This window comes from Paracoccus sanguinis (assembly GCF_012689545.1).
In the GTDB taxonomy this organism is placed as follows: domain Bacteria; phylum Pseudomonadota; class Alphaproteobacteria; order Rhodobacterales; family Rhodobacteraceae; genus Paracoccus; species Paracoccus panacisoli.
Genome location: NZ_CP051542.1, coordinates 2894676 through 2920177, shown reverse-complemented (window position 1 = coordinate 2920177; position 25502 = coordinate 2894676). Strand labels below are relative to the sequence as shown.

Genomic DNA, 25502 nt, shown 5'->3' with positions numbered 1-25502 from the left:
GCTCCGGCACTCTGCACCCCTGCCCCTCTGCCGGCCCGAGCAAGGAACCCCGCGTGTCCACCATCGCCCCCGCGCGCGCCGCCCGACCGCTCCGGGCGCCCCCCTCGCCGAGGGGGCCGGATGCCTGACAGCGACACCCCTGCCCCGCGCCGCCTGACCGGCGCGTTCGCCGCAAACCCCCGCGCGCCGTTCGTCGAGCTGGGCGTGACCACGGCCTTCAGCTTCCTGCGCGGCGCCTCGCACGCCGACGAGCTGGCCGCGGCGGCGAGCCTGCTCGGCTATGACGCGCTCGGGGTCGCGGACCTCAACAGCCTTGCCGGCGTGGTGCGGCTGCACGCCGCCGCCCGCACCGCCCGGCTGCGCCCGGTGATCGGGGCGCGGATCGTGCTGGCGGACGGGACCGGGTTTCTCGCCTATCCGACCGACCGGGCGGCCTATGGGCGGCTCTCGGCGCTGATCTCGAAGGGGCGGCGGCACGATCTGGAGGGGGCGTGGCAGGCCAAGGGGGTGTGCGACCTGTCGCTCGACGATCTGGCCGCCCATGCCGAGGGCGTGCAGCTCATCTGGCGGCCCGACCCCGAGCGGCCCGAGGACCTGTCCGTGCTGCCCGCGCTCGCCGCGCGCCTGCCGAGCCTGCGCCACGTCGCGGCAAGCTGGCGCTACAGCGGCGACGACGTGGCGCGGATCAACCGGCTGGACCGGGCGGCGCGGGCGGCGGGGCTGTCGATCCTCGCCACCAACGACGTCCATTACCACGTCCCGGACCGCAGGCCGCTGCAGGACGTGATGACCTGCATCCGCACCGGCACGACCATCGACCAGGCCGGGCTGATCCTCTCGCCCAACGCCGAGCGGCATCTCAAGCCCCCGGCCGAGATGGCGCGCCTCTTCTCACGCTGGCCCCACGCCATCCGCGCCACGCGCGAGGTCGCCGACGCCTGCCGCTTTGCCCTGACCGACCTCAGCTACGACTATCCGCGCCGGACCGCGCCACCGGGCCGCGCGCCGCAGGAATACCTCGAAGAGATCACCTGGGCGGGCGCCGCCGCGCGCTATCCCGCGGGCGTCCCCGAGAAGGTGCGGGCCTCGCTCGACAAGGAACTGCGGGTGATCGCCGGCAAGGACATCGCGCGCTATTTCCTGACCATCCGCGACATCGTGGATTACGCCCGCAGCCGCGGCATCCTGTGCCAGGGCCGCGGCTCGGCGGCCAACAGCGCGGTCTGCTTCGTGCTCGGGATCACCCCCGTCGATCCGGCCCATCACGAGCTGCTGTTCGAGCGCTTCATCAACGCAAAGCGCGACGAGCCCCCCGACATCGACGTCGATTTCGAGCATGAGCGCCGCGAGGAGGTGATCCAGCACATCTACGAGACCTACGGCCGCGACCACGCGGCGCTCTGCGCGACCGTCATCCACTATCGCCCCCGCAGCGCCATCCGCGAGGTCGGCAAGGCGATGGGCCTCTCCGAGGACGTGACGGCGGCCCTCGCCAACACCGTCTGGGGATCGTGGGGCGAGGACCTGGGCCACGCGGGCGAGACCGGGCTCGACCTTACCGACCGGCGGCTGGCGATGACGATCCGGCTGGCCGAGCAGATGATCGGGATGCCGCGCCATCTCAGCCAGCACGTCGGCGGCTTCATCCTGACCGAGGGGTTGCTGACCGAGACCGTCCCGATCGGCAACGGCGCCATGCCCGAGCGCAGCTTCATCGAGTGGGACAAGGACGACATCGACGAGCTGCGCATCCTCAAGGTGGATGTGCTGGCGCTGGGGATGCTGACCTGCATCCGCAAGTGCTTCGACCTGATCGCCGCCCATCACGGCCGGCCGCTCACGCTCGCCACCATCCCGGCGGAAGACCCCGCCGTCTATGCGATGCTGTCGGCCGGCGACAGCGTCGGCGTGTTCCAGGTGGAAAGCCGGGCACAGATGAACATGCTGCCGCGGCTCAAGCCCAAAACCTTCTACGACCTGGTGATCGAGGTCGCCATCGTCCGCCCCGGCCCGATCCAGGGCGACATGGTCCACCCCTACCTGCGCCGCCGCAACGGGCAGGAGCCGGTCGAGTACCCCGCCCCCGCCGGCGGCGACCCGGACGAGCTGCGCAACATCCTCGGCCGTACGCTGGGGGTGCCGATCTTTCAGGAACAGGCGATGAAGATCGCCATGGTCGCGGCCGAGTTCGACCCCGTCGAGGCCGAAGAGCTGCGCAAGGCGATGGCCACCTTCCGCTCGCGCGGAACCATCGAGCAGTTGCAGGACAAGATGATCGGCCGGATGGTCGGGCGCGGCTATGACGAGGCCTTTGCCCGGCGCTGCTTCGACCAGATCAAGGGCTTCGGCGAATACGGCTTCCCGGAAAGCCACGCGGCGGCCTTTGCCCATCTGGTCTATGTGTCGGCGTGGCTCAAGCACCACTACCCCGACGCCTTTGCCGCGGCGCTGCTGAACAGCCAGCCGATGGGGTTCTATGCGCCCGCCCAGATCGTCCGCGACGCGCGCGAACACGGGGTCGAGCTGCGGGCGGCGGATGTGAACTTCTCGGACTGGGACAACACGCTCGAGCCCGCGTCGGGCACCGTGCCGCCCCCGGCCGGGCGCTCCGGTCCGCCCGGGCACGTGGGGGCGAGCGGACAGGCGTTCGCGCTGCGCCTCGGGCTCAGGCAGATCGACGGGCTGGGCCAGGCCGCGGTGCGCCGGCTCACGGCGGCGCGCGACACGCCCTTTGCCGGCGTCGAGGATCTGCGCCGGCGCAGCGGCGTCGATGCCCGCACCCTGCGCCAGCTGGCCGCCGGGGATGCGTTCCGTTCGGCCGGGCTCGACCGCCGCGCGGCTCTGTGGGAGGCGCGGGCGATCAAGGATGCGCCCGACCTGCCGCTCTTTGCCGTGGACGAGGGCGCCGAGCCGCCCGTCACCCTGCCCGAGATGCCGGCGGCCGAGCAGGTGGTGGCCGATTACCAGACCCTGCGGCTGTCCCTGAAGGCGCATCCGCTGCGCTTCCTGCGCCGCAGCCTGGCCGCGCAGGGGCACGTGACCGCCGCGGGGCTCTCCGCCCGCCCGGCCGGCGCGCGGGTCAGGATGGCAGGGCTGGTGCTGATCCGGCAGCGCCCCGGCTCGGCCAAGGGCGTGTGCTTCATCACCCTCGAGGACGAGACGGGCAGCGCGAACCTCGTGCTCTGGCCCAAGGTCTTCGAGCGGTTCCGGCGGGCGGCGATGACTGCGCGGGTGATGGTCGTCGAGGGGCGCCTGCAGCGCAGCGACGGCGTGACCCACATCGTCGCCGAGCATCTGGCCGATCGCAGCGACGTGCTGGCCCGGCTGGCGCGGGTCGAGCGGATCACGCCGCCTGCGGCGCAGGCCCCGGCCCATCCGCGCAACATCCGCGTGCTGCCGGCGTCGCGGGATTTCCACTGAGCGGCATGCTCAGGCGAACACCCCGTGCAGGAACCACCGCGGCGCGCCGCCGCGGCCGTCACCCGCCATCCCCTCGCGGAAGATCCAGAGCCGGCGGCCGTGCTCGTCCTCGATGCGGAAATAGTCGCGCAGCCGCACCCCCGGCCGGTCGCGCCACCACTCGGGCGCGATGCGCTCGGGCCCGGCAAAGCGGGCCGCGCGCAGGATCTGGCGGCGCCAGACGAACTGCGCGGGCGGGCCGTCCGGGACGGCGTAGAGGACGCGGATCTCCTCGGGCGGGTCGAAGAGGCGGATGGGACGCGGCGAGAGGAGCGGCGGGGCGGAGAGGGGCGGAGAGGCCGCCGCCGGGGTGAGGGGGGGAGCGACGGCCGCGAGCGTGGGGGCCGGGCGCACGGGGGACGGGGCGCGGGTGACAGAGCGCAAGGGTGAGACGGGATCGGCCGCCGGGTTCAGCGACCTGCCCGCTGGCAGGCCCGGTTCGGGGCTGGGGTTGCCCTCCGCTCGGGAGGCGGGGCACGGGTCGACCGGGGGAGCGTGGGAAACCGCGTCGGGAGAGGACGCCTGTCGGGGGCCGGTCTGACACGTAGTGTTCTTGCAGGCAGGTGACGGCACCGCGACGGGTTCGACCTTCGGCCGGGGGACCGAACGCAGGCCGCTCGGGCGGGCGAGGGAAGAAACCAAAAAACGTTCCGAACGGGCGTCTGAAGCGTGAACCACCCTGACATCCGTGTTCCCGCTAGCCACGATCATGGGCGAGGAGCCGTCTCGGAAAGCCTTGTTTGCTTCTTCCCCCTTCGCCGGGCTTTCTGCCTCTGGCGCCGTATCGGATGACACCTTCTGTGCCTTGCCGGGAAAGGGTTGAACCACCCCTACGGTGCCCCCCTGAGCCGCCGGCCCTTGCAACAACCGGACTTCGGCCTGCCCATCGTGCGCGATCACCTGAAAGGAGGAGTTTCGGACGGCCTTACAGCCTTCCTCGCCCTTTGCCTGACTTTCTGACTGTCGCACCGCATCGGACGACACCTGCACCTTGCTGGTAAAGGGTTGAACCGCCCCTACAGTTACCCCCTGCGCCGCCGGCCCTAGTGCCAACCGGTCTTCGGCCTGCCCGCCGCGCGCCATGACCTGAAAAGGGAAGCTCCGAACGGCCTCACAGCCTTCCTCGCCCTTCGCCTGACTTTCTGCCTGTCGCGCCGCATCGGATGACACCTGCGCCTTGCCGGGCACGGGTTTAGCAGCCCTGAAGGATACCTCCTGAACCGCAAGCCACCTTGCGATCCTGACTTCAGCCTGACCACCGCGCACCATGGCCCGAGAGGCGCCATCACGGATTGGCTCACAGCCTTCCACGGGTTTCGCCTGTCCCGCTGTCTCTCGCGTCGTGTCGGATGACACCGGCTGGGCCCCGCTTGGTACCACGCGCCGAGCCGCCTCGATGCCCCCCTGCGCCGTCGGCCCTAGGCCGAACCCGGCTTCAGCCTGCCCGCCGCGAACGATCATCAGCGAGGGGCCGCCTCTAGGCACCTCGCAGCCTTCCTCGCGCTTCGCCCTCCCCCTTGTCTCTTGCGCAGTATCGGACGGAGCCTTCTCCACGCCGCCACCCGTCACGGCTTGAGCCTCCCCAACCCGACCGTTCTGCGCCACCAGCCGTGGTGCTCCATCACCGCCCCTCGGCGCGAGCGCCACACTCCCCGCCTTCCTCCCCTTCCCCTCTCCCGCCCCCCCACCAACATCCAGCGCCCCCCCGGGCCCCTCGGCGCGCTCGGGGATGTGGCTTTCGCGGGCGACGGGGCAACTGATCGGGCCGGGGCCGAAGCGCGCCGTCAGCCGGTCCACCAGCCGCGCCAGCTCCAGCGCGTGGTCCGGGCCCTCGGCGTCCAGCCGGGGCTGGGCCGGCTCGAGCGGTTCCGTCGCCAGCGCCGTCAGGGTGATGAGGTCGAAGCCGTAGCCCGGGTCCAGCCGGTCCAGCCGGTCGCCCCAGAGGCGCAACAGATGCGCCGCCTCGCGCGAGGGGGCGGCGCAGCGGGCCACCACGTCGCGGCGTTCGCCGTCCACGCGGAACACCGACAGGCGCAGCCGCCGGCAGCCCTGGTCGCGGGCCGCCATTGCCGCACAGACCTCGGCGGTCAGGCCCGGCAGCCAGTCGCGCGGGTCCATCACCGGTTCGGCCAGCCGGGCCACGGCCTGAAACAGCGGCGGCGGCTCGGGCGCGCCCACCGGCTCGGCCAGCGCGCCGCGCAGCTGGTCCAGCCGGATCAGCGGGTTGTCCTCGCGCGGGGCGCGGTTGAAGCGCCGCATCAGCGACAGCCGCGGGATCGCCGCCAGCGCCGCCACGGTCTTGAGCCCCAGCCGGCCGAGCAGCAGGCAGGTCTCGGCCGAGAGCCGCAGCGCCTCGACCGGCAACGGGTCGAGATCGGCAAGATCGTGGCAGACCGCCCGTTCGGGTCCGAACCGCGCCAGCGCCCAGGCCGCCCCCCAGCAGGGGCCCACCGCCACCCGCGCGGTCAGCCCGGCCGAGGCGAAACGGCCCTGGATGTCGGCCAGCATCGCCGCCTCGCCGCCGAAGAGATGCGCGACGCCGGTGGTGTCGATCACCATCCCCGCGGCGCCGTCGGGGGCCGAAAGCGGGCCCCAGCGCCGTGCCCAGTGGACCAGCCGCGCCAGCGCCGCGGCATCCTCGGCCGGGCGGGCCTCGTCGATCCGCAGCCCGGGGCAGAGCGCCGTGCTGGCCGTCACCAGCGCCCCGCGCCGCACCCCGCCCTGGGCCGCGGCGCGGTTGGCGTCGTGGATCACCTGCCCCTTCGGACCCGGCGCCGAGAGCGCCACGGGCAGGTCAGCGGGCCAGTCGGGATGGGCCCTCTGCCAGCGCTCCATCGCCAGCGAGGGCAGAAAAATCGAGACGATCCGCCGCCCGGTCATGGCGCACCACCCAGGTACCCGGCTGCCCGTCGCGGCAGCGGAAGAGCTCGGCCCGCCAGCGCGGGTCGCCGGGCGCAAAGGGGTCGTCGGGATCGGGCGCCGAGGGCAGGCTGGTGATCCGCCAGCGCTGCCGCGCGGCGCTCGGCTGGGCTGAGGCACGGTGCCGGATCAGCCAGCACACCCGCCCCGCCCGCTCGGCCCTGAGCGCCAGCCGCCGGGTGGCGGTGAAGCTCAGCGCCGGAGGGTCGCCGTGGATCTCGCCCACCACGGCGGCGAGGGGGGCGGAGAGCCCGTCCTCCATCGCCGCCAGCACGTCCACCGGGCGCGAGAGGTCCAACCGCAGCAGCCGCCGCCCCATCCCGGCGAGGCAGGGCACCCCATGCTCGCGCCGCGCCATGCGGTCCTGCGCCCAGAGCACCAGCCCCGGCGGCAGCGCGGCCAGCGCAAAGCCGATCGCCCCGGCATCGACGGGATGGGCCGAGAACGCCTCGGACAGCGTCGGCAGGGTGAGCGCCGGGGCGTGCGGCTGCGTCTGGCCGGAGGCCAGGGCCTCGCCGGTCGGCAGAGCCGGCGGGGACGGAAGCAGCGGCCGCGGCCCGGCCTGCGGGGGAAAGGTGATCGGGATCATGCATGGCAACGGGAACAGATGTTCTTTCTTTGTTCTCGTCCTTGCGGGTCGATTCGTCAACCTTTGCGTGGGAGGGCGGATGAAATTGGAGGGGCGGGCTCAGCGGAAGAAGATCAGCAGCCTGAGCGGCCGGGCCGAGGGAGGGCCCCAGACAGAGGCTTGAACGGAGAAGCTCAGGGCACGCCCACCGTGACGGTCGAGGGCATAGGGAGAGGTGCAAGCGGAGCCGCGGGCGATGCCAGCGGTGAAGTCATGGAGAACGCTAGGAAAGGACGAAAGGCCCGCTGCAAGGCCAAGCGCGCCTTGGCTCCCGCGCGCCCGAAGCTTCTCACCTTCGGGGGCGCCTCCCCCCCGTCTCCCTCACCACAGCGCCGCCACCCCCTTCGCCTGCGCGAGCAACACCCCCGCCTCCTGCGGCAGGATCATCAGCGCCGTCGCCCAGGCATCGGCGCGGGCGCAGCTGTGGGCCAGCACGGTCACCGCGGACACGCCCTGCGCCGGCAACCCGCTGCGCGGGTTCATCGTGTGCGATACCCGCCGCCCGCCGACCTCGACGAAATGCCGATAATCCCCCGACGAGGCGAGCGCGGTGCCCGCGATCTCGATCATCCCGCGGGCGGCGCGGCGGCCGGGCTCGGGGTGCTCGACCGCGACCCCCCAGGGGCGGCCGTCGGGGCGGGTGCCCAGAGCCACCAACTCGCCGTCGAGCCCGAGCAGCGCCTGCCCAACGCCCATCGCCCGCGCCACCTCGGCCATCGCATCGACCGCGTGCCCCTTGGCGATCCCGTCGAGCGTCAGCGTCAGGTCGGCGTGCTTGCGCGCCCGGCCGCGGGCGGGGTCCAGCTCCAGCGCCTGCGCGGTGGCATCCGCCGCGCGCGGCGGGGCCGACATCGCCGCGGGCCGGACCGCGCCGCGGGCGGCGCCGAACCCCCAGGCCGCCGCCAGCCCGCCCATGCCGATGTCGAAGAGCCCGCCCGTCTCGCGCCCCATCTCGAGCGACAGCGCCAGCAGCGACAGCAGCCCCTCCGGCAGCGCCACCCATGCCCCGACCCGGGCGGCGTTGAGGCGGCAGAGGTCGCTGTCCGGGCGCCACAGGCTCGCCTCGGCCTCGACCCGCTCGACCGCGGCGGCGAGCGCGGCGCCGAGGCCGGGGGGCGGGTCGGCCAGCCGCGCGGTCCAGCGGCTGCCCATCGCCGGGCCGGAGAGGGTGACGAGATCAGTAGGTGTCCTCGACATAGCGCCCCTCTGCCTTGAGCGCGGCGACCGACAGCCCCGCGGGCCTCAGCGCCGCGTCGAGTTCGGCCGCCACCGACTGGCCCATCGCCACGCTGCCGCAGACCAGCACCCGCGCGCCGCGGCCGATCTGGTCGCGCAGTCGCGCGGCGTCCTCGCGCAGCCGATGCTGGACGTGGCCGCGCTCGGCGCCCCGGGCGGCGCGGCTGACGGCGGTCCTGAGGCGGGTCAGCCGCCCCTCGGCCTGCCAGCGCCCCAGCTCCTCGGCGTAAAGGAAGTCGGACGCCGGATCGCGCAGCCCGAAGTAGAGCACCCGCTCGGCCCCCGGCGCGGCGCGGCGCAGCAGCCCGGCCATCGGCCCGATGCCGCAGCCGGCCGAGATCATCACCAGCGGCGCAGGCGCGGCGCGGAAGGCGGGGTTGGCGCGGGTGAAGCCGCGCAGGCGGTCGCCCGGCTGCAACCCGTGCAGGAAGGTCGAGCAGACCCCGCCCGGCACCTTGCGCACGCAGATCTCGACAAAGCCGTCGCGGGCCGACGAGGCGAGCGAGTAGAAGCGCGGCGCGCTCGCCCCCGGGGCCATGACCGCCAGCAGGTCGCCGGCCTCGAACCGCGGCCCGCCGAGCCAGCGCGGGCGCACGGCGAAGCGCAGGATCGCGGTCGGGGCCTGCACCGCCTCGCCATAGTCGCGGCGCGAGATCAGCCGCAGCCCGTGCAGCCGCGGCAGCGCCGGGCGATGCTCGGGCGCGATGGGCAGTGCCAGCGCGCGCCCCAGCGCCCGCCCCCAGGCGGCAAAGGCCGCCGGCGACTGCCCGTCGATCCGGTCGAGCGGCAGCAGCGCCGGCCAGCCGCGCGCCTCGAGCGCCGCCGCGACCGTCTCGGCATAGGCGCAGAAGCGGGGGAAGGCGCGGTCGCCGAAGCCCAGGACCGCGACCGGCAGCGGCTTGAGCCCGTCAAGCCGGTCGAGGAACCGCCGCGCCGAGGCCGGCGCTACCCCGTCGCCGTAGGTTGCGGCCATCACGATCAGCGCCCGGGCCCGCGGCATCGGCCCCACGGCGTCCATGTCGCCCACGTGCACCCGCGCCCCCGTCGCGGTCAGCGCCCGGTGCAGGCTCGCGGCGAAGCCCCGGGTCGAGCCGCCCTCGCTGCCGACGAGGATCACCAGCTCGGCCTCGGTCATCGGCGCGTTGCCCGGCACCCGCACCGCGCTGCGGCGGCGCGCAAGCCAGATCGCCGCGCCGGTCCCGGCCAGCACCGGCACCGCCAGCGCCGCGGTCCCGAGGATCAGCCCCAGCGCCCAGAGCCCGTGGCCGGTGTGCAGGCGATAGGCCCACTCCCACACCCGCCCGCCCCAGGTCACCGGGGCGAAGGCCGCGCCCGCGCCCGTCGCGGGCTCGACCAGCGCCACCCCCGCACCGGTCTCGAGCCGCAGCATCTCGCCCGGCCGCGCGGGCAGCGTCAGGCTGCGCAGCTCGGCCAGCGGGCGGTCGAGCGCCGGCATCCGCGCCAGCGCCAGGGGCGCCCCGGCCGCCGCGGTGGCGCGGGGCAGCACCGCGGCGCTGCCGTCCGGGGCAAGGCCGAAGGTCGCGGCCGAAAGCCACGCCCCGGTCAGCGCCGACACCCCGAGCCCGACGAGCGCCACGCGGCCGATGCGCGCGTGCCACCCCTTGGCGCCCCGCGCATGGACCGGGGCCGCCGCCCGCCGCCAGCCGCCGAGCGCGCGCAGCATCAGCCACAGGCCCGACCCCAGCACCAGCGCCATCGCCCCCGCCATGACCCCCACCGCGGCCCGCCCGCCGTCGCCGAGCAGCAGCGAGCGGTGGAACGACTTGACGGCGCGCATGACCGGCCCCTCGGCCATCTCGGGCAGGGTCGCGCCGCTCGCCGGATCGACGGTCAGGACGCGGCGGCCCGCGGTGTCGCGGACCTGCGCGGTCACGACGCCGTTGGCGCTGCGGGTGATCGCCTGGGTGCCGGGCGCGGCGGCGGTGATCGCGGCGGCGGTCTCGGCGATGGTCAGGGACTGGGGGGGCGCGGCGGCGCGCTCGATCGCGGGCTGGACCGAGAGCACGGCGCCCGAGCCCGCGATCAGCGCGAGCAGCAGGCCGAGCACGAGGCCCGGCAGGGAGTGGATGCGGCGAAGCATGGGGGTGTCCTCGAAGGCAGGGCCGTGCGACTGGGACGGCACGGGCAGCGGGGCGGCGGCAACGTAGCCGCCGCCCGCCCGGTTCAGCGGTAGGTCAGGGACTGGACGTAGCCGTTGCCCGGCACGGGCTTGCCGGCGCCGGCCGAGGTCAGCTCGGCCACCACGTCGGCGGGGGCGTCGCCCATGTCCTCGACCGAGCTGTCGATGCGGATCTGGTAGCCCGCGTCAAAGAGCGCGTCGGCCAGATCGACCGTCACGTCGAGCGTGCGGCCGGCCCCGACCGAGGCGCCGGTCACGCCGTCCGGCACCGCGCCGCCGGTCGCCCGGTGCCAGTCGGCCAGGTGCGGCCACCATTTCGACTTGCCGCCGGCGAGCCACAGCGTGCCCTGATAGGCCCCCGCCGCATCGGTGACGTAGATGGCGAGATAGGCGCCCTCGCCGCCATAGTTGGTGAGGGTGGTGGACAGGCTCACCTCGCGCGCGCCGGCGGCGGCAGGGGCGAGGGTGGCGGGGATCAGCGCGGCGAGGCTGAGCGCCAGGGCGGTGGAGTGCTGCATCGTCGGTCTCCTTACTTCACGACGGCGCGGGGGGCGCCGATCAGCGGGTTCTGCGCGGGCGCCGGGCCTGCGGGACGGGCGGGCGCGCCGCAGCGGCCGGCCGCGTCGTCGTCGCAGTCGTCGTCATCATCATCGTCATCGTCGTCGTCATCATCGTCGCCGCGCTCGTCGTCATCGTCGTCGTCCTCGCGGTGGCGGCCGCGCCCGCGGCGGCGGTCGTCATCGGCCAGCCGCAGCCACGCCGGGTCATCGCCCGTGGGCTCGGCGGCGCGCCCCTCGCGGGCTGCAAAGGCCGCCCCTGCGGCGGCGGGAACGGCAAGCCCCGCGACGGCGGCCATCAGCAGCAGGCGGCGGCGGGACAGGGTGGGGTCGGGCATCTGGGCCTCCGGGTCTTCGGGTGGATCGATGCCCCCCGTCTCGCGTCCGGCGCTGACAGCGGCCTGAACGCCCCGGCCCGCGGCGTTCAGGCGGATGTCAGCCGCGGCAGCGCGTGATAAGGCCGGAACGGGACCACGGGGGGCCAGCGATGCGCATCCTTCTCATCGAAGACGACAGCGGCCTCGGCTCGGCGGTGCGCGACCAGCTCGAGGCCGAGGGCCACAGCCCGGACTGGGTGCAGACGCTGGCCGACGCGGGCGACGCGGCGCGGGTGGTGCCCTATGACCTGATCCTGCTCGACCTGATGCTGCCCGACGTATCGGGGCTGACGCTGCTGCGGCGGCTCAGGGCCGAGGGCTCGGCCACCCCGGTCATCATCCTGACCGCCCGCGACCGCATCACCGAGCGGATCGACGGGCTGAACGCGGGGGCCGACGACTATATCGTGAAGCCCTTCGACCTCGCGGAGCTCTCGGCCCGGATCGGCGCGGTGGCGCGGCGCTACAGCGGCAACCCCAACCCGCTGGTCGAGCTGGGGGCGCTGTCGATCGACGTCGCCGCGCGCTCGATCATCGGGCCGGGCGGGCGCATCGACCTTTCGGGCCGTGAATGGGCGATCTTCGAGGCGCTGCTCGCCCGCCCCGGCGCGATCCTGTCAAAGGCGCAGATAGAGGAGCGGCTCTACAGCTTCGACACCGAGGTCGAGAGCAACACCATCGAGGTCTACGTCAGCCGGCTGCGCAAGAAGCTCGGCCCCGCGGCGGTCGAGACGGTGCGCGGCGTCGGCTATCGGCTCGGCCAGCCGTGAGCGCCCTGCCCCCCCGGCCCGTGTCCCGCCGCCCGGCCAGCCTGCGCCGCGATCTCGCGCTGCGGCTGTCGCTGGGGCTGGTTCTGGCGTGGCTCGCCGCGGTGGGGGGCGCGGGGCTGGCGCTCAAGGCGCGCACCGACCGCATCTTCGACAGCGCGCTGCAGGAGACCGCCGAGCGCATCCTGCCGCTCGCCATCCTCGAGATCGAGGCCGACCGCTATCGCCGCGACCACGACCGCGAGGACCGGCGCGCGCGGCGCAGCGACGGCGGGTCCGACCACGACGACGAAGAGGACGAGGACGACGAGGACGACGACCACCGCCCCCGCGTGGTGCCGCGCACCGCGCAGGCGGCGCCGCATGACGAATACCTGACCTACCTGCTGCGCGACCGGGCCGGCGCGGTGCTGGTCCTGTCGCACGACGCCGATCCCGAAGTGTTCCCGCCCGACGCGCCCGAGGGGTTCAGCGCGGCCCGCGACCACCGGCTCTACACCCGCAGCGCCGAGGGCGGGCGCTACACGATCCAGGCCGCCGAGCCACTCGCCGTGCGGCGCAGCGCGATGTTCGCCACGCTGGGGCTGATGCTGCTGCCGCTCGCGGCGCTGATCCCGATCGCGCTGCTGGGGATCTCGTGGCTGGTGCGGCGGGGTCTCGGGCCGCTCGACGGGCTGTCGGCGGCGCTGGGGCGGCGCGGGGCGCAGGACCTGTCGCCTGTCCCCGACACGGGGCTGCCGGCGGAGCTCGAACCGATCCGCGGGCAGGCCAACCGGCTGATGGCGCGGATGGGCGATGCGCTGGCGGCCGAGCGCGACTTCGCCTCGAACGCGGCGCATGAGCTGCGCACGCCCATCGCCGCGACGCTCGCCCACACCCAGCGGCTGGTGGCCGAGGCGCCCGCGGGGCCGCTGCGCGAGCGGGCGATGCGGGTCGAGGGCGAGCTGAAGCGCATGGCGCGGCTGTCCGAGAAGCTCCTGCAGCTCGCCCGCGCCGAGGGCGGCGGCGTGGTCCGCGCGGCGCCCGGCGACGTGGTGCCGATTCTCGCGGCGCTGGCCGACGACATTGCGCGCGACCTGCCCGAGGGGCGGGTGGCGGTGACGCTGCCCGAGGGGGCGGTCGCCTCGCGCCTCGACCCCGACGCCTTCGCGGTGCTGGCGCGCAACCTGATCGAGAATGCCCTGCGGCACGGGGCGCCGGGCACGCCGGTCGCGGTCACGCTGACCCCCGCGGGTGTGCTGCGGGTCGAGAACGACGCCCCTCCGGTCGCGGCCGAGGCGCTCGCCCGCCTCACCCAACGGTTCGAGCGCGGCGGCAGCCGGGCCGACGGCTCGGGGCTGGGGCTGACCATCGCCGCCTCGATCGCGGCGGCCATCGGGTCCGATCTGCGCCTCGCCTCGCCCATTCCGGGCAGCGACCGGGGCTTCCGGGCCGAGGTCGCCGTCGCCGCCGCCTGAATGCCGCCTAGATCGTGCAGGCGACGGCGCGCTGCCAGCGGTCGTGGCGGGCGGCGCGCTCATCCTCGGGCATCAGGGGGCTGAAGCGGCGGTCGAGGGTCCAGACCTTCTGGAACTCGGCGGGCTCGGGGCAGAGCCCCGCGCCGAGCCCGGCCAGATAGGCCGCGCCGAGCGCCGTCGTCTCGGTGATCCGCGGCCGGTCCACCGGCACGCCGAGGATGTCGGCCAGGAACTGCATCGTCCAGTCGCTGCGGGTCATGCCGCCATCGACCCGCAACACCGCGCTTTCGACCGTGGCGCCGTCGGCACGCATTGCCTCGATCAGGTCGCGGGTCTGGTGGCCGACGCTCTGCAGCGCCGCGCGGGCAAGCTCCGCCGGCCCGGTCGAGCGGGTGAGGCCGAAGATCGCGCCGCGCGCGTCGGGCCGCCAGTGCGGCGCGCCGAGGCCGGTGAAGGCGGGGACCAGCACCAGATCCTGCGCGGGGTCGGCGCGCTCGGCCAGCGCCTGCGTCTCGTCGGCGCTGGTGATCACGCCCAGCCCGTCGCGCAGCCACTGGACCACGGCACCGGCGACGAAGATCGACCCCTCAAGCGCATAGGTCGGCCGCCCGTTCAGGCGATAGGCGATGGTGGTGAGCAGCCGGTTCTGCGACCACACCGGCCGGTCGCCGGTGTTGAGCAGCGCAAAGCAGCCGGTGCCATAGGTGGCCTTGGTCATGCCCGGATCGAAGCACGCCTGCCCCACGGTCGCGGCCTGCTGGTCGCCGGCCACGCCCAGGATCGGCACGGCGCGGCCGAAGAGGTCGGGGCGGGCCTCGCCGAAGCTGCCGGCGCAGTCGCGGACCTCGGGCAGCATCGCGCGCGGCACCCGGAACAGCGCGCACATCTCGTCCGACCATTCGCCCTCGCGGATGTCATAGAGCATGGTGCGCGAGGCGTTGGTGGCGTCGGTCAGGTGGCAGAGCCCGTCGGTCAGCTTCCAGATCAGCCAGCTGTCCACGGTGCCGAAGGCCAGATCGCCCCGCTCGGCCGCGGCGCGGGCGCCGTCCACGTGGTCGAGGATCCACGCGATCTTGGTGGCGCTGAAATAGGGGTCGAGCAGAAGCCCGGTCGTCTCGGTCACCCGCGGCTCGTGCCCATGGGCCTTGAGGGCGGCGCAGGTGTCGGCGGTGCGGCGGTCCTGCCAGACGATGGCGCGGTGGATCGGCTGGCCGGTCCGGCGGTCCCAGACCACGGTCGTCTCGCGCTGGTTGGTGATGCCGATGGCGGCCAAGGGCGGGTTCCCGGCCTTCTCGATCGCTTCGCGCGCCACCGCGGCCGTCGAGGACCAGATTTCGTCGGGGTCATGCTCGACCCAGCCCGAGTTCGGGAAATGCTGGCGGATCTCGTGCTGGGCGATGGACTGGATGCGCAGATCGTCGGTCAGCACCAGCGCGCGCGACGAGGTGGTGCCCTGGTCGATGGCGAGAATGCTCATGCGCGGCCTCCTGCTGCGGGTCCGCGCGAAGGGGGCGCGGGTGGGTCGGGGTTGGGGGTGCGGGCCATGCCGCCGCACGGGTGACGAAAGGCCCGCGGCGTGCGGGCCTTTCGCGGTGGTCAGGTGGCGCGAAGGCTTACTTCTGCCAGCTCTTCACCAGTTCGTCGTAATCGACGGTCTCGGGCGCCGGGTCCTCGTTCTCGAGCTTGAGCTGCGGGGCGAGGTTGCCGGCCGTGACGGCCTCGGCGTTCCAGTAGGCGAGGTCATGCTCGTCGGCCAGTTTCGGGCCGATGTCGCCCTGCACCCCGGCCTTCTCGAGCCGCGCCATCACCTTTTCCTGCTCGGCGCACAGGCTGTCCATCGCCTCCTGCGCGGTCTTGGCGCCCGACGAGGCATCGCCGATCGCCTGCCACCAGAGCTGCGCGAGCTTCGGATAGTCCGGCACGTTGGTGCCCGTGGGCGACCACTGCAGGCGGGCCGGCGAGCGGTAGAACTCGATCAGGCCGCCCAGCTTCGGCGCGCGCTCGGTGAACGACTTGTCGTCGATGGTCGACTGGCGGATGAAGGTCAGCCCGACGTGGGATTTCTTCACGTCCACCGTCTTCGAGGTGACGAACTGCGCATAGAGCCACGCGGCCTTGGCGCGATCGTCCGGCGTCGACTTCAGCAGCGTCCACGAGCCGGCGTCCTGATAGCCGAGCTTCATGCCGTCCTTCCAGTAGGCGCCGTGCGGCGAGGGGGCGAAGCGCCATTTCGGCGTGCCGTCCTCGTTCACCACCGGCAGGCCGTCCTTGACGAAGTCGGCGGTGAAGGCGGTGTAGGTGAACATCTGCTGGGCGACCTCGCCCTGGCTCGGCACCGGGCCGCTTTCCGAGAAGGTCATCCCCTGCGCGGCGGGCGGCGCATAGGCCTTGAGCCAGTCGAGGTACTTCTGGATCGCATAAACCGCCGCCGGGCCGTTGGTGTCGCCGCCGCGGGCCACGCACGAGCCGACCGGGCGGTCGTTCTCGTCCACGCGGATGCCCCATTCGTCGACCGGCTTGCCGTTCGGGATGCCCTTGTCGCCGTTTCCGGCCATCGACAGCCACGCATCGGTGAAGCGCCAGCCGAGCGAGGGGTCCTTCTTGCCATAGTCCATATGGCCGTAGACCTTCTTGCCGTCGATCTCGCGGCCGGTGAAGAACTCGGCGATGTCCTCATAGGCCGACCAGGTGACCGGAACGCCCAAGTCGTAGCCGTACTTGGCCTTGAAGTCGTCCTTGTTCTTCTGGTCGTCGAACCAGTCCTTGCGGAACCAGTAGAGGTTGGCGAACTGCTGGTCGGGCAGCTGGTAGAGGTTGCCGTCCGGCGCCGTGGTGAAGGACTTGCCGATGAAGTCGTCGATGTCGAGCGTGGGCGAGGTCACGTCCTTGCCGGCGTTCGCCATCCAGTCGGTCAGGTTGCGGGCCTGCTGATAGCGCCAGTGGGTGCCGATCAGGTCGCTGTCATTGACGTAGGCGTCATAGACGTTCTCGCCCGACTGCATCTGGGTCTGCAGCTTCTCGACCACGTCGCCCTCGCCGATCAGGTCATGGGTGACCTTGATGCCGGTGATGGCGGTGAAGGCCGGGGCCAGCACCTTGGATTCGTATTCGTGGGTGGTGATCGTTTCGGACACGACCTTGATGTCCATGCCGGCGAAGGGCTTGGCCGCGTCGATGTACCACTGCATCTCCTTTTCCTGATCCGCGCGGGACAGGGTCGAGAGATCGCCGATCTCCTTGTCGAGGAAGGCCTTCGCCTCCTCGATGCCGGCCTGCGCGCCGGTTGCCATCAGCGCAAGCGCGATGGCGGTGGTCAGGTGCAGTCTCATGGTCTTCCTCCCTCAGGGGCCCCTTTTCGGCCCGGTTGTCACACCCAGCGGAACACCGCCGCGGCGTAGATGATCGCAACGACCAGCCCGCCCCAAACCGGGCTGGCGCCCAGCCCGACCCAGGCGAGGTTGATGAATGCCGACCCGAGCAGGCTGATGAACAGCCGGTCGCCGCGGGTCGTCATGATCCCCAGCACGCCGCGGCGCGGCGTCTCGGGAAAGCGGATCGCCAGCCAGATCAGCGTCAGCAGCAGCGCCGCGATGATCCAGTAGAAGAGCGCGGTCGGAAAGGTCCACGCCATCCAGTTGCCCGGCGAGAGCGAGGCGGTCCAGTCGCGCACCCCGTCCTCGACCGGCACGAGGGTGACAAGCCATGCGAGCACGGCGAGCATCAGCGCGGCGGCGGCGGCGAACCCCGCCATCACGGCCCCGGAACGCGACCGCGGCACGGGCGCGGACTTGGGGGCGGCGGCTTCGGGAACAGGCGTCAGGGCCATCACACCCTCCCCAGGGCAAAGCCCTTGGCAATGTAGTTGCGCACGAACCAGATCACGAGCGCGCCGGGCAGGATCGTCAGCACCCCCGCCGCCGCCAGCACCCCCCAGTCCATCCCCGAGGCCGAGACGGTCCGGGTCATGGTGGCCGCGATCGGCTTGGCGTTGACGCTGGTCAGGGTGCGCGAGAGCAGCAGCTCGACCCACGAGAACATGAAGCAGAAGAACGCGGCGACCCCGATGCCGCTCGCGATCAGCGGCACGAAGATGCGGGTGAAGAAGCGCGGGAAGGAATAGCCGTCGATATAGGCCGTCTCGTCGATCTCGCGCGGGACGCCGGACATGAAGCCCTCGAGGATCCAGACCGCCAGCGGCACGTTGAAGAGGCAGTGCGCCAGCGCCACCGCGATGTGGGTGTCGAAGAGCCCTACCGCCGAATAGAGCTGGAAGAACGGCAGCGCGAAGACCGCAGCCGGCGCCATCCGGTTCGACAGCAGCCAGAAGAACAGGTGCTTGTCGCCGAGGAAGCGGTAGCGCGAGAAGGCATAGGCCGCCGGCAGCGCCACCCCGATCGAGATCGCGGTGTTCATCAGCACGTAGGTCAGCGAGTTGACGTAGCCCATGTACCAGCTCGCATCCGTCAGGATGGTCCGATAGTTGGCCAGCGTCGGCGCGTGCGGGAACAGGGTGAAGCTGCCGGTGATCTCGGTGTTCGTCTTGAAGCTCATGTTCACGAGCCAGTAGATCGGGATCAGCAGGAACAGCAGGTACAGCGTCATCACGACAGCCGCGCCATAGCGGGGGGAGCGGGTGCTCATCTCGGGGCCTCGTTCTCGGCGGTCATGACGGTGTAGAAGACCCAGGAAATCAGCAGGATCACGAGGAAGTAGATCAGGCTGAACGCCGCCGCCGGGCCGAGGTCGAACTGCCCCACGGCCATCTTGACCAGGTCGATCGACAGGAAGGTGGTGGCGTTGCCGGGTCCGCCGCCGGTCACGACGAACGGTTCGGTGTAGATCATGAAGCTGTCCATGAAGCGCAGCAGCACCGCGATCAGCAGCACGCCCCGCATCTTGGGCAGCTCGATGTAGCGGAAGACGCTCCAGCGGCTCGCCTGGTCGATCTCGGCGGCCTGGTAGAAGGCCTGCGGGATGGACTGCAGCCCGGCATAGCAGAGCAGCGCGACGAGGCTCGTCCAGTGCCACACGTCCATGACGATGATCGTGGCCCAGGCGTCGAAGGCGTCGCTGACGTAGTTGTAGTCGATCCCCAGCGCCGCCAGCGTGCGGCCCAGAAGGCCGATGTCCACGCGGCCGAACACCTGCCAGATGGTGCCGACGACGTTCCACGGAATGAGCAGCGGCAGCGCCATGAGGACAAGGCAGACCGAGGCCCAGAAGCCCTTCTTCGGCATGTTCAGCGCGATGAAGATGCCGAGCGGGATCTCGATCACGAGGATGATGGCCGAGAACAGGATCTGCCGGCCGAGGGCGGCCCGGATGCGGTCGCTCGCCAGCACCTCCTGGAACCAGCCGAGGCCGTTCCAGAAGAACTGGTTGTTCCCGAAGGTGTCCTGCACCGAATAGTTCACCACCGTCATCAGCGGGATCACCGCCGAAAAGGCGACCAGCACGAGGACCGGCAGGACGAGGAACCAGGCGCGGTTGTTGACGGGCTTGTCCATCAGGCGGCGCTCGCTTGGGTGAGGGGCGCAATGCGCCAGTCATCGACGAAGACCCCGATCCGGGCGGGGTCCAGCACCACGCGGTCGGCACCCGCGGGGATCGGCTCACCCTCGGGGACGGTCAGGTTGAAGGCGGCCGCGCCGACCCGGCCGCGCACGATGCGGTGGCGGCCGGCGTCCTCGATCCGCTCGATGCGGAACGGCAGGCCCGCGCCCGCGGTGGCAAGGTGGGCGGCGTCGGGGCGGATGCCGATCTGCACCCGGCCCGCGCCCGGCGCATAGGCCGCGCCCAGCGGCACGGCGGCGCCCGCGACATGGGCCGTCGCGCCCTCGACCTGCGCGTCGAGCAGGTTCATGCCCGGCGAGCCGATGAAATGGCCGACGAAGGTATGGGCCGGCGTCTCGAACAGCGCCTGCGGCGTGCCCGCCTGCACGACACGGCCGTCGGACATCACCACCACCTCGTCGGCGAAGGTCAGCGCCTCGGTCTGGTCGTGGGTCACGTAGATCATCGTGTGGCCGAAGTCGCGGTGCAGCGCCTTGAGCTGGGTCCGCAGCTCCCACTTCATCTGCGGGTCGATCACGGTCAGCGGCTCGTCGAAGAGGATCGCGTTCACGTCCTGGCGCACCATGCCGCGGCCAAGGCTGATCTTCTGCTTGGCATCCGCCGTCAGGCCGCGCGCGCGGTGATCCAGCTCGGCCTCCATCCCGATCATGCGGGCGATCTCGGCCACGCGGGCGGCGATCTCGGCCGCCGGGACGCCGCGGTTGCGCAACGGGAAGGCAAGGTTCTCGCGCACCGTCATGGTGTCGTAGACGACCGGGAACTGGAACACCTGCGCGATGTTGCGCGCGGCGGTGGGGCTGCGGGTCACGTCGCGGTCATCGAACAGCACCCGGCCCCGCGACGGCGTCACCAGCCCCGAGATGATGTTGAGCAGCGTGGTCTTGCCGCAGCCCGACGAGCCGAGCAGCGCATAGGCGCCGCCGTCGCGCCAGGTCATCGTCATGGGCTTCAGCGCGTAGTCGGCGTCCGAGCGCGGCGCGGGGTTGTAGCTGTGGGCGAGGTCGTCCAGCGTGATGCGGGCCATGCGGGCTCCCCTCTCTTACGCCGCGGCCGCGTAGGGGGCCGGACGCGCCAGCCGCCCTTGGGCGTCGAACAGATAGACATGGGCGGGGTCGAGCCAGACGGTCAGCGGCTCGCCCGCGGGCAGGTCGCGGACCCCCTCGACCAGCCCCACCCACCGGTCCTGGCCGTGGGTCAGGTGCAGGTAGGTCTCGGCCCCGGTGATCTCGGTCACGTCGAGCCGCGCGAGCAGCGGGATCGCCCCCGGCCCCTGCGCCAGCCGCAGGTGCCCGGGCCGGAAGCCCGCGGCATAGCGCCCGTCGGGCAGGCCCGCGACCGCGAAGCCCGCGCCGTCCAGCACCGCCTGGCCGCCGCGCACCTCGATCGACTTGAAGTTCATCGGCGGGTCCGAGAACACCCGCGCGGTCGTGGCGTCGCGGGGCGCGCGATAGACCTCGGGCGTGGGGCCGAACTGGGTGATCCGCCCCTCCCACATGGTCGCGGTGTTGCCGCCGAGCAGCAGCGCCTCTTCGGGTTCGGTCGTCGCATAGACGAAGATCGCGCCGCTTTCGGCGAAGATGCGCGGGATCTCGGCCCGCAGCTCTTCGCGCAGCTTGTAGTCGAGGTTGGCGAGCGGCTCGTCCAGCAGCACCAGCCCCGCGTCCTTGACCAGCGCCCGAGCCAGCGCTGTGCGCTGCTGCTGGCCGCCCGACAGCTCGAGCGGCTTGCGCGCCAGATAGGGCGTCAGCCGCATCAGCTCGGCCGTCTCGCGCACCCGGCGGTCGATCTCGGCCCGCGGCACGCCCTTGAGGCGCAGCGGCGAGGCGACGTTATCGTAGACGCTCATCGCCGGGTAGTTGATGAACTGCTGATAGACCATCGCCACGCCGCGGTCCTGCACGCGCTCGCCCGTCACGTCGCGGCCCTGCCACAGCACCCGGCCGTGGGTGGGCTGGTCGAGCCCTGCCATCAGCCGCATCAGCGTGGTCTTGCCCGAGAGCGTCGGCCCCAGCAGCACGTTCATGGTCCCGGGCGCGAGCGTCAGGTCGGTCGGATGGATCCAGACCTGGCCTCCGACCTCCTTGCCGATCCCCGCAAGTTCCAGCGTCATGCCGCGACCCTCGCGCGGCTCATGTGGCGGCCGACCTCGGCCACCTCGTCGGCGGTCATCCTCAACCCCAGTTTCGAGCGGCGCCAGAGCGCATCCTCGGCCTCGCGCGCCCATTCCCGCGTCATCATCCAGTCCAGTTCCCGTTCGGTCAACGTCGCGCCGAAGTCGCGCCCAAGGTCGGCCGCGGTCCGCGCGCCGTCCAGCATCACCCGCGCCTCGGTGCCGTAGGCGCGCACCAGCCGCAACGCCCAACGGGGCGTCAGGAAGGGATGCGCGCCGAGCAGCGCCTCGACCTGCGCCTGCACGCCGTCGACGGGGAAATCCCCGCCCGGCAGCGCCACGCCCGCGGTCCAGTCCGCCCCCGCCCCGGGCAGCAGCGGCCCGAGCTTGCCCATCGCCGCCTCGGCCAGCCGGCGATAGGTGGTGATCTTGCCGCCGAAGACGTTGAGGCAGGGTGCCCCCTTGCGGTCCAGCGACAGCACATAGTCGCGGGTCGCGGCGGTGGCCGAGGACACCCCGTCGTCATAGAGCGGGCGCACGCCGGAATAGGTCCAGACGACATCCGCCGGCGTCACCGGCTGGCGGAAATAGCGCGAGGCGAAGGTGCAGAGATAGTCGATCTCGGCCGGGGTGCAGACCGCCTCGCCCGGGGCGCCCTGGTGGTCCACGTCGGTGGTGCCGATCAGGGTAAAGTCGGTCTCATAGGGGATCGCAAAGACGATCCGCCCGTCCGGTCCCTGGAAGAAATACGCCTTGTCGTGGTCGAAGAGGCGCCGGGTCACGATGTGGCTGCCGCGCACGAGGCGGATGCGCTCGGGCGTGACGATGTGGGCCACGTCGGCGATGACCTTGCCGACCCACGGGCCGGCGGCGTTGACGAGCGCCTTGGCGCGGAAGCTGCGCCCGTCGGCCAGCCGCACGGCCCATAGCTCGCCCTCGCGCCGCGCCTCGGTCACCCGGGCGCGGGTCAGGATGTCGGCGCCGCGCGCGGCCGCGTCGCGGGCGTTCAGCACCACCAGCCGGGCGTCGTCCACCCAGCAGTCGGAATATTCATAGGCGCGGCGCAGCCGCGGCTGCAGCGGCGCGCCCTCGGGGCCGCGGGTCAGGTCCAGCGACGAGGTGCCGGGCAGGATCGCGCGGCTGCCGAGGTGGTCATAGAGAAACAGCCCCGCCCGGATCATCGCCGCCGGCCGGCGGCCGCGCAGGAACGGCACCATGCGCGAGACCGGGGTGCCGCCCTCGAACCGCATCTCGGGGTCGAGCGGCAGCACGAAGCGCATCGGCCAGCTGATGTGGGGCATCGCGCGCAGCAGCACCTCGCGCTCGCGCAGCGCCTCGCGCACCAGCCGGAACTCGAGGAACTCGAGATAGCGCAGCCCGCCGTGGAAGAGCTTGGTCGAGGACGACGAGGTCGCCTGGGCGAGGTCGCCCTGCTCGGCCAGCCGCACCGACAGGCCGCGCCCAGCGGCGTCGCGGGCGATCCCGCAGCCGTTGATGCCGCCGCCGATGATGAACAGGTCCGTGGTCTCAGCCATCCGTCTCGCGCCTCTGAAGCGTGGCACAAACGATCATATCCGCGTGTGCGCTGTCAAAACCTATTTTCGCTTTCGCGCGATATTTGTCGTTTGCGCGCGCCACCCGCGCGCGCTAGCTTCGGACCGAAAGGGAGTGCGCATGGCTCTCAGCATCCGCCAGATGGATATCGTGAACCTCGCCAAGGCCTCGGGCCGGGTCGAGGTCGATGACCTTGCCAACCGCTTCGACGTCTCGGTGCAGACGATCCGGCGCGACCTGGGCGAGCTTGCAGATCAGGGGCTGGTCGATCGCGTCCACGGCGGCGCGGTGCTGCCGAGCGGCGTCGCCAACCTCGGCTACGAGGCGCGGCGCCTGCTGCACCAGGAGGCGAAGGAGACGGTGGGCCGGCTCTGCGCCGCGCGAATCCCCGACAACTCCTCGCTGATCCTCAACATCGGCACGACGACCGAGGCGGTGGCGCGGGCGCTGCTCGGGCACCGCAACCTGACGGTGGTGACCAACAACATGAACGTCGCCAACATCATGATCCACAACGACAGCTGCGAGGTGATCGTGGCGGGCGGCGCGGTGCGACGCTCGGACGGCGGGCTGGTGGGCGATCTGACGAGCGAGCTGATGACCAACTTCAAGGTCGATTTCGCGGTGATCGGCTGCTCGGCGATGGATGCGGACGGCGACGTGCTCGACTACGACCTGGCCGAGGTGCGGGTCAGCCGCACGATCCTGCGGCAGGCGCGGTCGCGGCTGCTGGTGACGGACCTGAGCAAGCTGGGCCGGTCGGCGCCGATCAAGGTGGTGTCGCTCGCGGAACTCGACGCGATCGTGACCGAGGCCCCCCTGCCCGAGGCGCTGCGCGAACGCTGCGCGGGGTGGGAGACGGAGTGCGTCTCGGCCTGACGCCTCAGGGGGCGAGCAGGTAGCGGCCCCCGCCGGCCGGGTCGAAGCCGCGGATCGCCAGCCCCTCGGCAAACGCCCCCTCCAGCGCCGCACGCAGCGCCAGTCGTCGCGCCAGCGGGTCGTCGCCGCCCGCGTCCAGCGGGACGATCCGCGCGGCGGCCTCGGGGCGGATCGGATCGGGCGTCGGCAGGTGCCATTCGACCAGCAGCCGGTCCGAGGGCACGCCCGCGTTGATCCCCGCCATCTCGCCGTAATAGTCGCGCAGATAGGTCCGCGCGCTCGCCCCCAGCACGCCGATGTTGAGCGCGGCGTTCGGCTTGCGGGCCGGATCGAAGGTCCAGGTGACGAGGCGGATGCCCTGCGCCAGGCACCAGTCGCGCTGGAAGAGCTTGAGCCGCTTGCCCAGGCCCCGCCCCTGCCAGTCGGGCCTGATCCCCAGCCGGTGCGAGTGCTGGCGCGCCGGATCGCGGGTTGGGAAGCCGAAGAGATAGCCGACCGGCTCGCCCGCGGCGTCCGCGGCCACGGCGACGAGGCCACCCGCCTCGACCACCGCCGCCATCAGGTCCGCGGGGTCGGGCAGGTCGCCCTCGCCCCAGACGGCGACCTGCAACGCCTCGAGCCGGCGCAGGGTGGCGATGTCGCCGACCGCACGGATGACGGGCGCCTCGCTCATGCGCCGAAGACCTCGCGGCTCGCCGTCACGCTGTCGAGGAAGGCCCGGTCAAGCGTCACGCCGGTCCCCGGACCGGGCGGCACCGGCATGATTCCGTCCGCCGCCTCGAGCGGCTCGGCCACGATGTCGCGGGCGAAATAGCGGCTCGACGACGAGGTGTCGCCGGGGCGGGTGAAGCCCGGCAGGCTCGACAGATGCAGGTTGTGCGCCCGCCCGATCCCTGATTCGAGCATCCCGCCGCACCACACCGGCACGTCGAAGGCCGCGCAGAGATCGTGGATGCGCCGCGCCTCGAGATGCCCGCCGACGCGCCCGACCTTGATGTTGACGACCCGCGCCGCCCCCATCACCAGCGCGCGGCGGGTGTCGGCGGCCGAGCGCAGGCTCTCGTCCAGGCAGATCGGCGTCGCTATCCGCGCCTGCAGGGCGGCGTGGTCCACCATGTCGTCGAAGGCCAGCGGTTGCTCGATGTAGTCGAGCCCGTAGCGGTCGAGCCGGGCCAGATGCGCGGCATCCGCCAACCGGTACGAGGCGTTGGCGTCGACCGTCAGATGCGCGTCGGGAAACGCCGCCCGCACCGCGTCGAGCACCGCGAGGTCGTGGCCCGGCATGATCTTCAGCTTGATGCGCCGGTAACCCTGAGCCAGATGCGCGCCGACCCGCTCGACGGTGTCGGGGATGTCGCCGATGCCTAGGGAAACCCCGACCTCGACCGCGTCCCGCGTCCCGCCGAGCAGCGCCTTGAGCGGCACGTCGAGGCTGCGCGCCCAGAGATCCCAGGCCGCCATCTCGATCATGGCGCGGGTCATGCGGTGGCCGCGCCACCCTTCCATCCCCGCGGCGATGTCCTGCGGCGCGGTCAGGGCGCGGCCGACGAGACCCGGCAGCAGCACCTCGCGCAAGAGCGCCAGCGCCGCGGGCAGGGTTTCCTCGAGATAGTCGGGCAGCGGGTCCATCACCCCCTCGGCCACCCCCTCGACCCCGTCCGCGTGCAGGATCAGCAGCGGGAACACCTTCTCGGTCATCGTCCCGGTGGCGATGGTGAAGGGGGTGAGCAACGGCAGCCGCACGATGCGCAGCTCGGCACGCTCGATCCTGAGGGCATGGGGGTTCGGCATCGGGGGCCTCGCAGGGGGCGGTTCGGCCGCACCCTAGCCGGGCGCGCGGGCGGG

Annotated in this window: 20 protein-coding genes; 4 read left to right on the top strand and 16 right to left on the bottom strand. The window is 72.4% G+C overall.

Annotated features, from left to right (window positions below):
• Positions 1 to 120 precede the first annotated feature (120 nt).
• Positions 121 to 3420 (top strand): error-prone DNA polymerase, encoded by a 3300-nt coding sequence (locus HGN31_RS13980; RefSeq protein ID WP_168783595.1) that lies wholly within the window; start codon positions 121 to 123, stop codon positions 3418 to 3420.
• Positions 3421 to 3429: 9 nt separating this feature from the next.
• Here the strand turns inward: HGN31_RS13980 and HGN31_RS16570 are convergent, their stop codons facing one another.
• From HGN31_RS16570 to HGN31_RS13950, 6 genes are all read right to left on the bottom strand, one after another.
• Positions 3430 to 6339, bottom strand: coding sequence for a Y-family DNA polymerase (locus HGN31_RS16570; protein ID WP_244961045.1), 2910 nt, complete (start codon positions 6337 to 6339; stop codon positions 3430 to 3432).
• Complete coding sequence (locus tag HGN31_RS13970; RefSeq protein WP_244961043.1) at positions 6254 to 6967, bottom strand: hypothetical protein; 714 nt, start codon at positions 6965 to 6967, stop codon at positions 6254 to 6256. The genes HGN31_RS16570 and HGN31_RS13970 overlap by 86 nt, the downstream gene beginning before the upstream one ends.
• 360 nt (positions 6968 to 7327) lie before the next feature.
• A complete protein-coding gene (locus tag HGN31_RS13965; protein ID WP_168783594.1) occupies positions 7328 to 8203 on the bottom strand; it encodes an FAD:protein FMN transferase in 876 nt (291 codons plus the stop codon).
• Positions 8184 to 10343: a PepSY domain-containing protein gene (locus HGN31_RS13960; protein WP_168783593.1), complete on the bottom strand. Its 2160-nt coding sequence runs from the start codon at positions 10341 to 10343 to the stop codon at positions 8184 to 8186. The genes HGN31_RS13965 and HGN31_RS13960 overlap by 20 nt, the downstream gene beginning before the upstream one ends.
• Positions 10344 to 10426: 83 nt before the next feature.
• Positions 10427 to 10900: a DUF2271 domain-containing protein gene (locus HGN31_RS13955; protein ID WP_168783592.1), complete on the bottom strand. Its 474-nt coding sequence runs from the start codon at positions 10898 to 10900 to the stop codon at positions 10427 to 10429.
• 11 nt (positions 10901 to 10911) lie between these two features.
• Positions 10912 to 11277, bottom strand: a complete 366-nt coding sequence (locus tag HGN31_RS13950) for a hypothetical protein (RefSeq protein ID WP_052176446.1) — start codon at positions 11275 to 11277, stop codon at positions 10912 to 10914.
• A gap of 149 nt (positions 11278 to 11426) precedes the next feature.
• On the opposite strand from HGN31_RS13950, the gene HGN31_RS13945 reads away from it, so the two are divergent.
• On the top strand, positions 11427 to 12086 hold the full coding sequence (locus tag HGN31_RS13945) for a response regulator transcription factor (RefSeq protein WP_168783591.1): 660 nt from the start codon (positions 11427 to 11429) through the stop codon (positions 12084 to 12086).
• Positions 12083 to 13540: an ATP-binding protein gene (locus HGN31_RS13940; protein ID WP_168783590.1), complete on the top strand. Its 1458-nt coding sequence runs from the start codon at positions 12083 to 12085 to the stop codon at positions 13538 to 13540. The genes HGN31_RS13945 and HGN31_RS13940 overlap by 4 nt, the downstream gene beginning before the upstream one ends.
• 7 nt (positions 13541 to 13547) lie before the next feature.
• On the opposite strand, the gene glpK is transcribed toward HGN31_RS13940, so the two are convergent.
• From glpK to glpD, 8 genes are all read right to left on the bottom strand, one after another.
• A complete protein-coding gene (gene glpK / locus HGN31_RS13935) occupies positions 13548 to 15017 on the bottom strand; it encodes a glycerol kinase GlpK (RefSeq protein WP_168783589.1) in 1470 nt (489 codons plus the stop codon).
• 136 nt (positions 15018 to 15153) lie between these two features.
• The gene (locus tag HGN31_RS13930) at positions 15154 to 16869 is read right to left on the bottom strand and encodes an ABC transporter substrate-binding protein (RefSeq protein WP_168783588.1); all 1716 of its coding nucleotides are present in this window, start codon (positions 16867 to 16869) and stop codon (positions 15154 to 15156) included.
• 38 nt (positions 16870 to 16907) lie between these two features.
• Positions 16908 to 17366 (bottom strand): DUF2160 domain-containing protein, encoded by a 459-nt coding sequence (locus HGN31_RS13925; RefSeq protein WP_231572797.1) that lies wholly within the window; start codon positions 17364 to 17366, stop codon positions 16908 to 16910.
• Positions 17366 to 18181 carry a carbohydrate ABC transporter permease gene (locus HGN31_RS13920; RefSeq protein WP_036734185.1) on the bottom strand — a complete coding sequence of 272 codons (816 nt, stop codon included), beginning with the start codon at positions 18179 to 18181 and terminating at the stop codon, positions 17366 to 17368. Before HGN31_RS13920 ends, HGN31_RS13925 begins: the two co-directional genes overlap by 1 nt.
• Entirely contained in the window at positions 18178 to 19047 is an 870-nt protein-coding gene (locus HGN31_RS13915) for a carbohydrate ABC transporter permease (protein ID WP_036710269.1), read from the bottom strand. Before HGN31_RS13915 ends, HGN31_RS13920 begins: the two co-directional genes overlap by 4 nt.
• Positions 19047 to 20138, bottom strand: a complete 1092-nt coding sequence (locus HGN31_RS13910) for an ABC transporter ATP-binding protein (protein WP_168783587.1) — start codon at positions 20136 to 20138, stop codon at positions 19047 to 19049. Before HGN31_RS13910 ends, HGN31_RS13915 begins: the two co-directional genes overlap by 1 nt.
• Before the next feature lie 15 nt (positions 20139 to 20153).
• Positions 20154 to 21224, bottom strand: a complete 1071-nt coding sequence (locus HGN31_RS13905) for an ABC transporter ATP-binding protein (protein ID WP_036710264.1) — start codon at positions 21222 to 21224, stop codon at positions 20154 to 20156.
• Entirely contained in the window at positions 21221 to 22759 is a 1539-nt protein-coding gene (glpD, locus tag HGN31_RS13900; RefSeq protein WP_168783586.1) for a glycerol-3-phosphate dehydrogenase, read from the bottom strand. Before glpD ends, HGN31_RS13905 begins: the two co-directional genes overlap by 4 nt.
• 139 nt (positions 22760 to 22898) lie before the next feature.
• Between glpD and HGN31_RS13895 the strand changes: the two genes are divergently transcribed.
• Positions 22899 to 23657: a DeoR/GlpR family DNA-binding transcription regulator gene (locus HGN31_RS13895; RefSeq protein ID WP_168783585.1), complete on the top strand. Its 759-nt coding sequence runs from the start codon at positions 22899 to 22901 to the stop codon at positions 23655 to 23657.
• Between the two features lie 4 nt (positions 23658 to 23661).
• Here the strand turns inward: HGN31_RS13895 and HGN31_RS13890 are convergent, their stop codons facing one another.
• Both HGN31_RS13890 and menC read right to left on the bottom strand, forming a co-directional pair.
• Complete coding sequence (locus HGN31_RS13890; protein WP_168783584.1) at positions 23662 to 24330, bottom strand: GNAT family N-acetyltransferase; 669 nt, start codon at positions 24328 to 24330, stop codon at positions 23662 to 23664.
• On the bottom strand, positions 24327 to 25448 hold the full coding sequence (menC, locus tag HGN31_RS13885) for an o-succinylbenzoate synthase (RefSeq protein WP_168783583.1): 1122 nt from the start codon (positions 25446 to 25448) through the stop codon (positions 24327 to 24329). The genes HGN31_RS13890 and menC overlap by 4 nt, the downstream gene beginning before the upstream one ends.
• Between the last annotated feature and the right edge of the window lie 54 nt (positions 25449 to 25502).

What these genes read in the sequence shown, in the direction of transcription:
- HGN31_RS13950 (WP_052176446.1), bottom strand. Translation starts at nt 11,277, where the DNA reads ATGCCCGACCCCACCCTGTCCCGCCGCCGCCTGCTGCTGATGGCCGCC.
- HGN31_RS13970 (WP_244961043.1), bottom strand. Translation starts at nt 6,967, where the DNA reads ATGATCCCGATCACCTTTCCCCCGCAGGCCGGGCCGCGGCCGCTGCTT.
- HGN31_RS13905 (WP_036710264.1), bottom strand. Translation starts at nt 21,224, where the DNA reads ATGACGCTGGAACTTGCGGGGATCGGCAAGGAGGTCGGAGGCCAGGTC.
- HGN31_RS13895 (WP_168783585.1), top strand. Translation starts at nt 22,899, where the DNA reads ATGGCTCTCAGCATCCGCCAGATGGATATCGTGAACCTCGCCAAGGCC.
- HGN31_RS13910 (WP_168783587.1), bottom strand. Translation starts at nt 20,138, where the DNA reads ATGGCCCGCATCACGCTGGACGACCTCGCCCACAGCTACAACCCCGCG.
- HGN31_RS13920 (WP_036734185.1), bottom strand. Translation starts at nt 18,181, where the DNA reads ATGAGCACCCGCTCCCCCCGCTATGGCGCGGCTGTCGTGATGACGCTG.
- HGN31_RS13960 (WP_168783593.1), bottom strand. Translation starts at nt 10,343, where the DNA reads ATGCTTCGCCGCATCCACTCCCTGCCGGGCCTCGTGCTCGGCCTGCTG.
- glpK (WP_168783589.1), bottom strand. Translation starts at nt 15,017, where the DNA reads ATGAGCATTCTCGCCATCGACCAGGGCACCACCTCGTCGCGCGCGCTG.
- HGN31_RS13945 (WP_168783591.1), top strand. Translation starts at nt 11,427, where the DNA reads ATGCGCATCCTTCTCATCGAAGACGACAGCGGCCTCGGCTCGGCGGTG.
- HGN31_RS13915 (WP_036710269.1), bottom strand. Translation starts at nt 19,047, where the DNA reads ATGGACAAGCCCGTCAACAACCGCGCCTGGTTCCTCGTCCTGCCGGTC.
- HGN31_RS13930 (WP_168783588.1), bottom strand. Translation starts at nt 16,869, where the DNA reads ATGAGACTGCACCTGACCACCGCCATCGCGCTTGCGCTGATGGCAACC.
- HGN31_RS13955 (WP_168783592.1), bottom strand. Translation starts at nt 10,900, where the DNA reads ATGCAGCACTCCACCGCCCTGGCGCTCAGCCTCGCCGCGCTGATCCCC.
- HGN31_RS16570 (WP_244961045.1), bottom strand. Translation starts at nt 6,339, where the DNA reads ATGACCGGGCGGCGGATCGTCTCGATTTTTCTGCCCTCGCTGGCGATG.
- glpD (WP_168783586.1), bottom strand. Translation starts at nt 22,759, where the DNA reads ATGGCTGAGACCACGGACCTGTTCATCATCGGCGGCGGCATCAACGGC.
- HGN31_RS13965 (WP_168783594.1), bottom strand. Translation starts at nt 8,203, where the DNA reads ATGTCGAGGACACCTACTGATCTCGTCACCCTCTCCGGCCCGGCGATG.
- HGN31_RS13890 (WP_168783584.1), bottom strand. Translation starts at nt 24,330, where the DNA reads ATGAGCGAGGCGCCCGTCATCCGTGCGGTCGGCGACATCGCCACCCTG.
- menC (WP_168783583.1), bottom strand. Translation starts at nt 25,448, where the DNA reads ATGCCGAACCCCCATGCCCTCAGGATCGAGCGTGCCGAGCTGCGCATC.
- HGN31_RS13925 (WP_231572797.1), bottom strand. Translation starts at nt 17,366, where the DNA reads ATGGCCCTGACGCCTGTTCCCGAAGCCGCCGCCCCCAAGTCCGCGCCC.
- HGN31_RS13980 (WP_168783595.1), top strand. Translation starts at nt 121, where the DNA reads ATGCCTGACAGCGACACCCCTGCCCCGCGCCGCCTGACCGGCGCGTTC.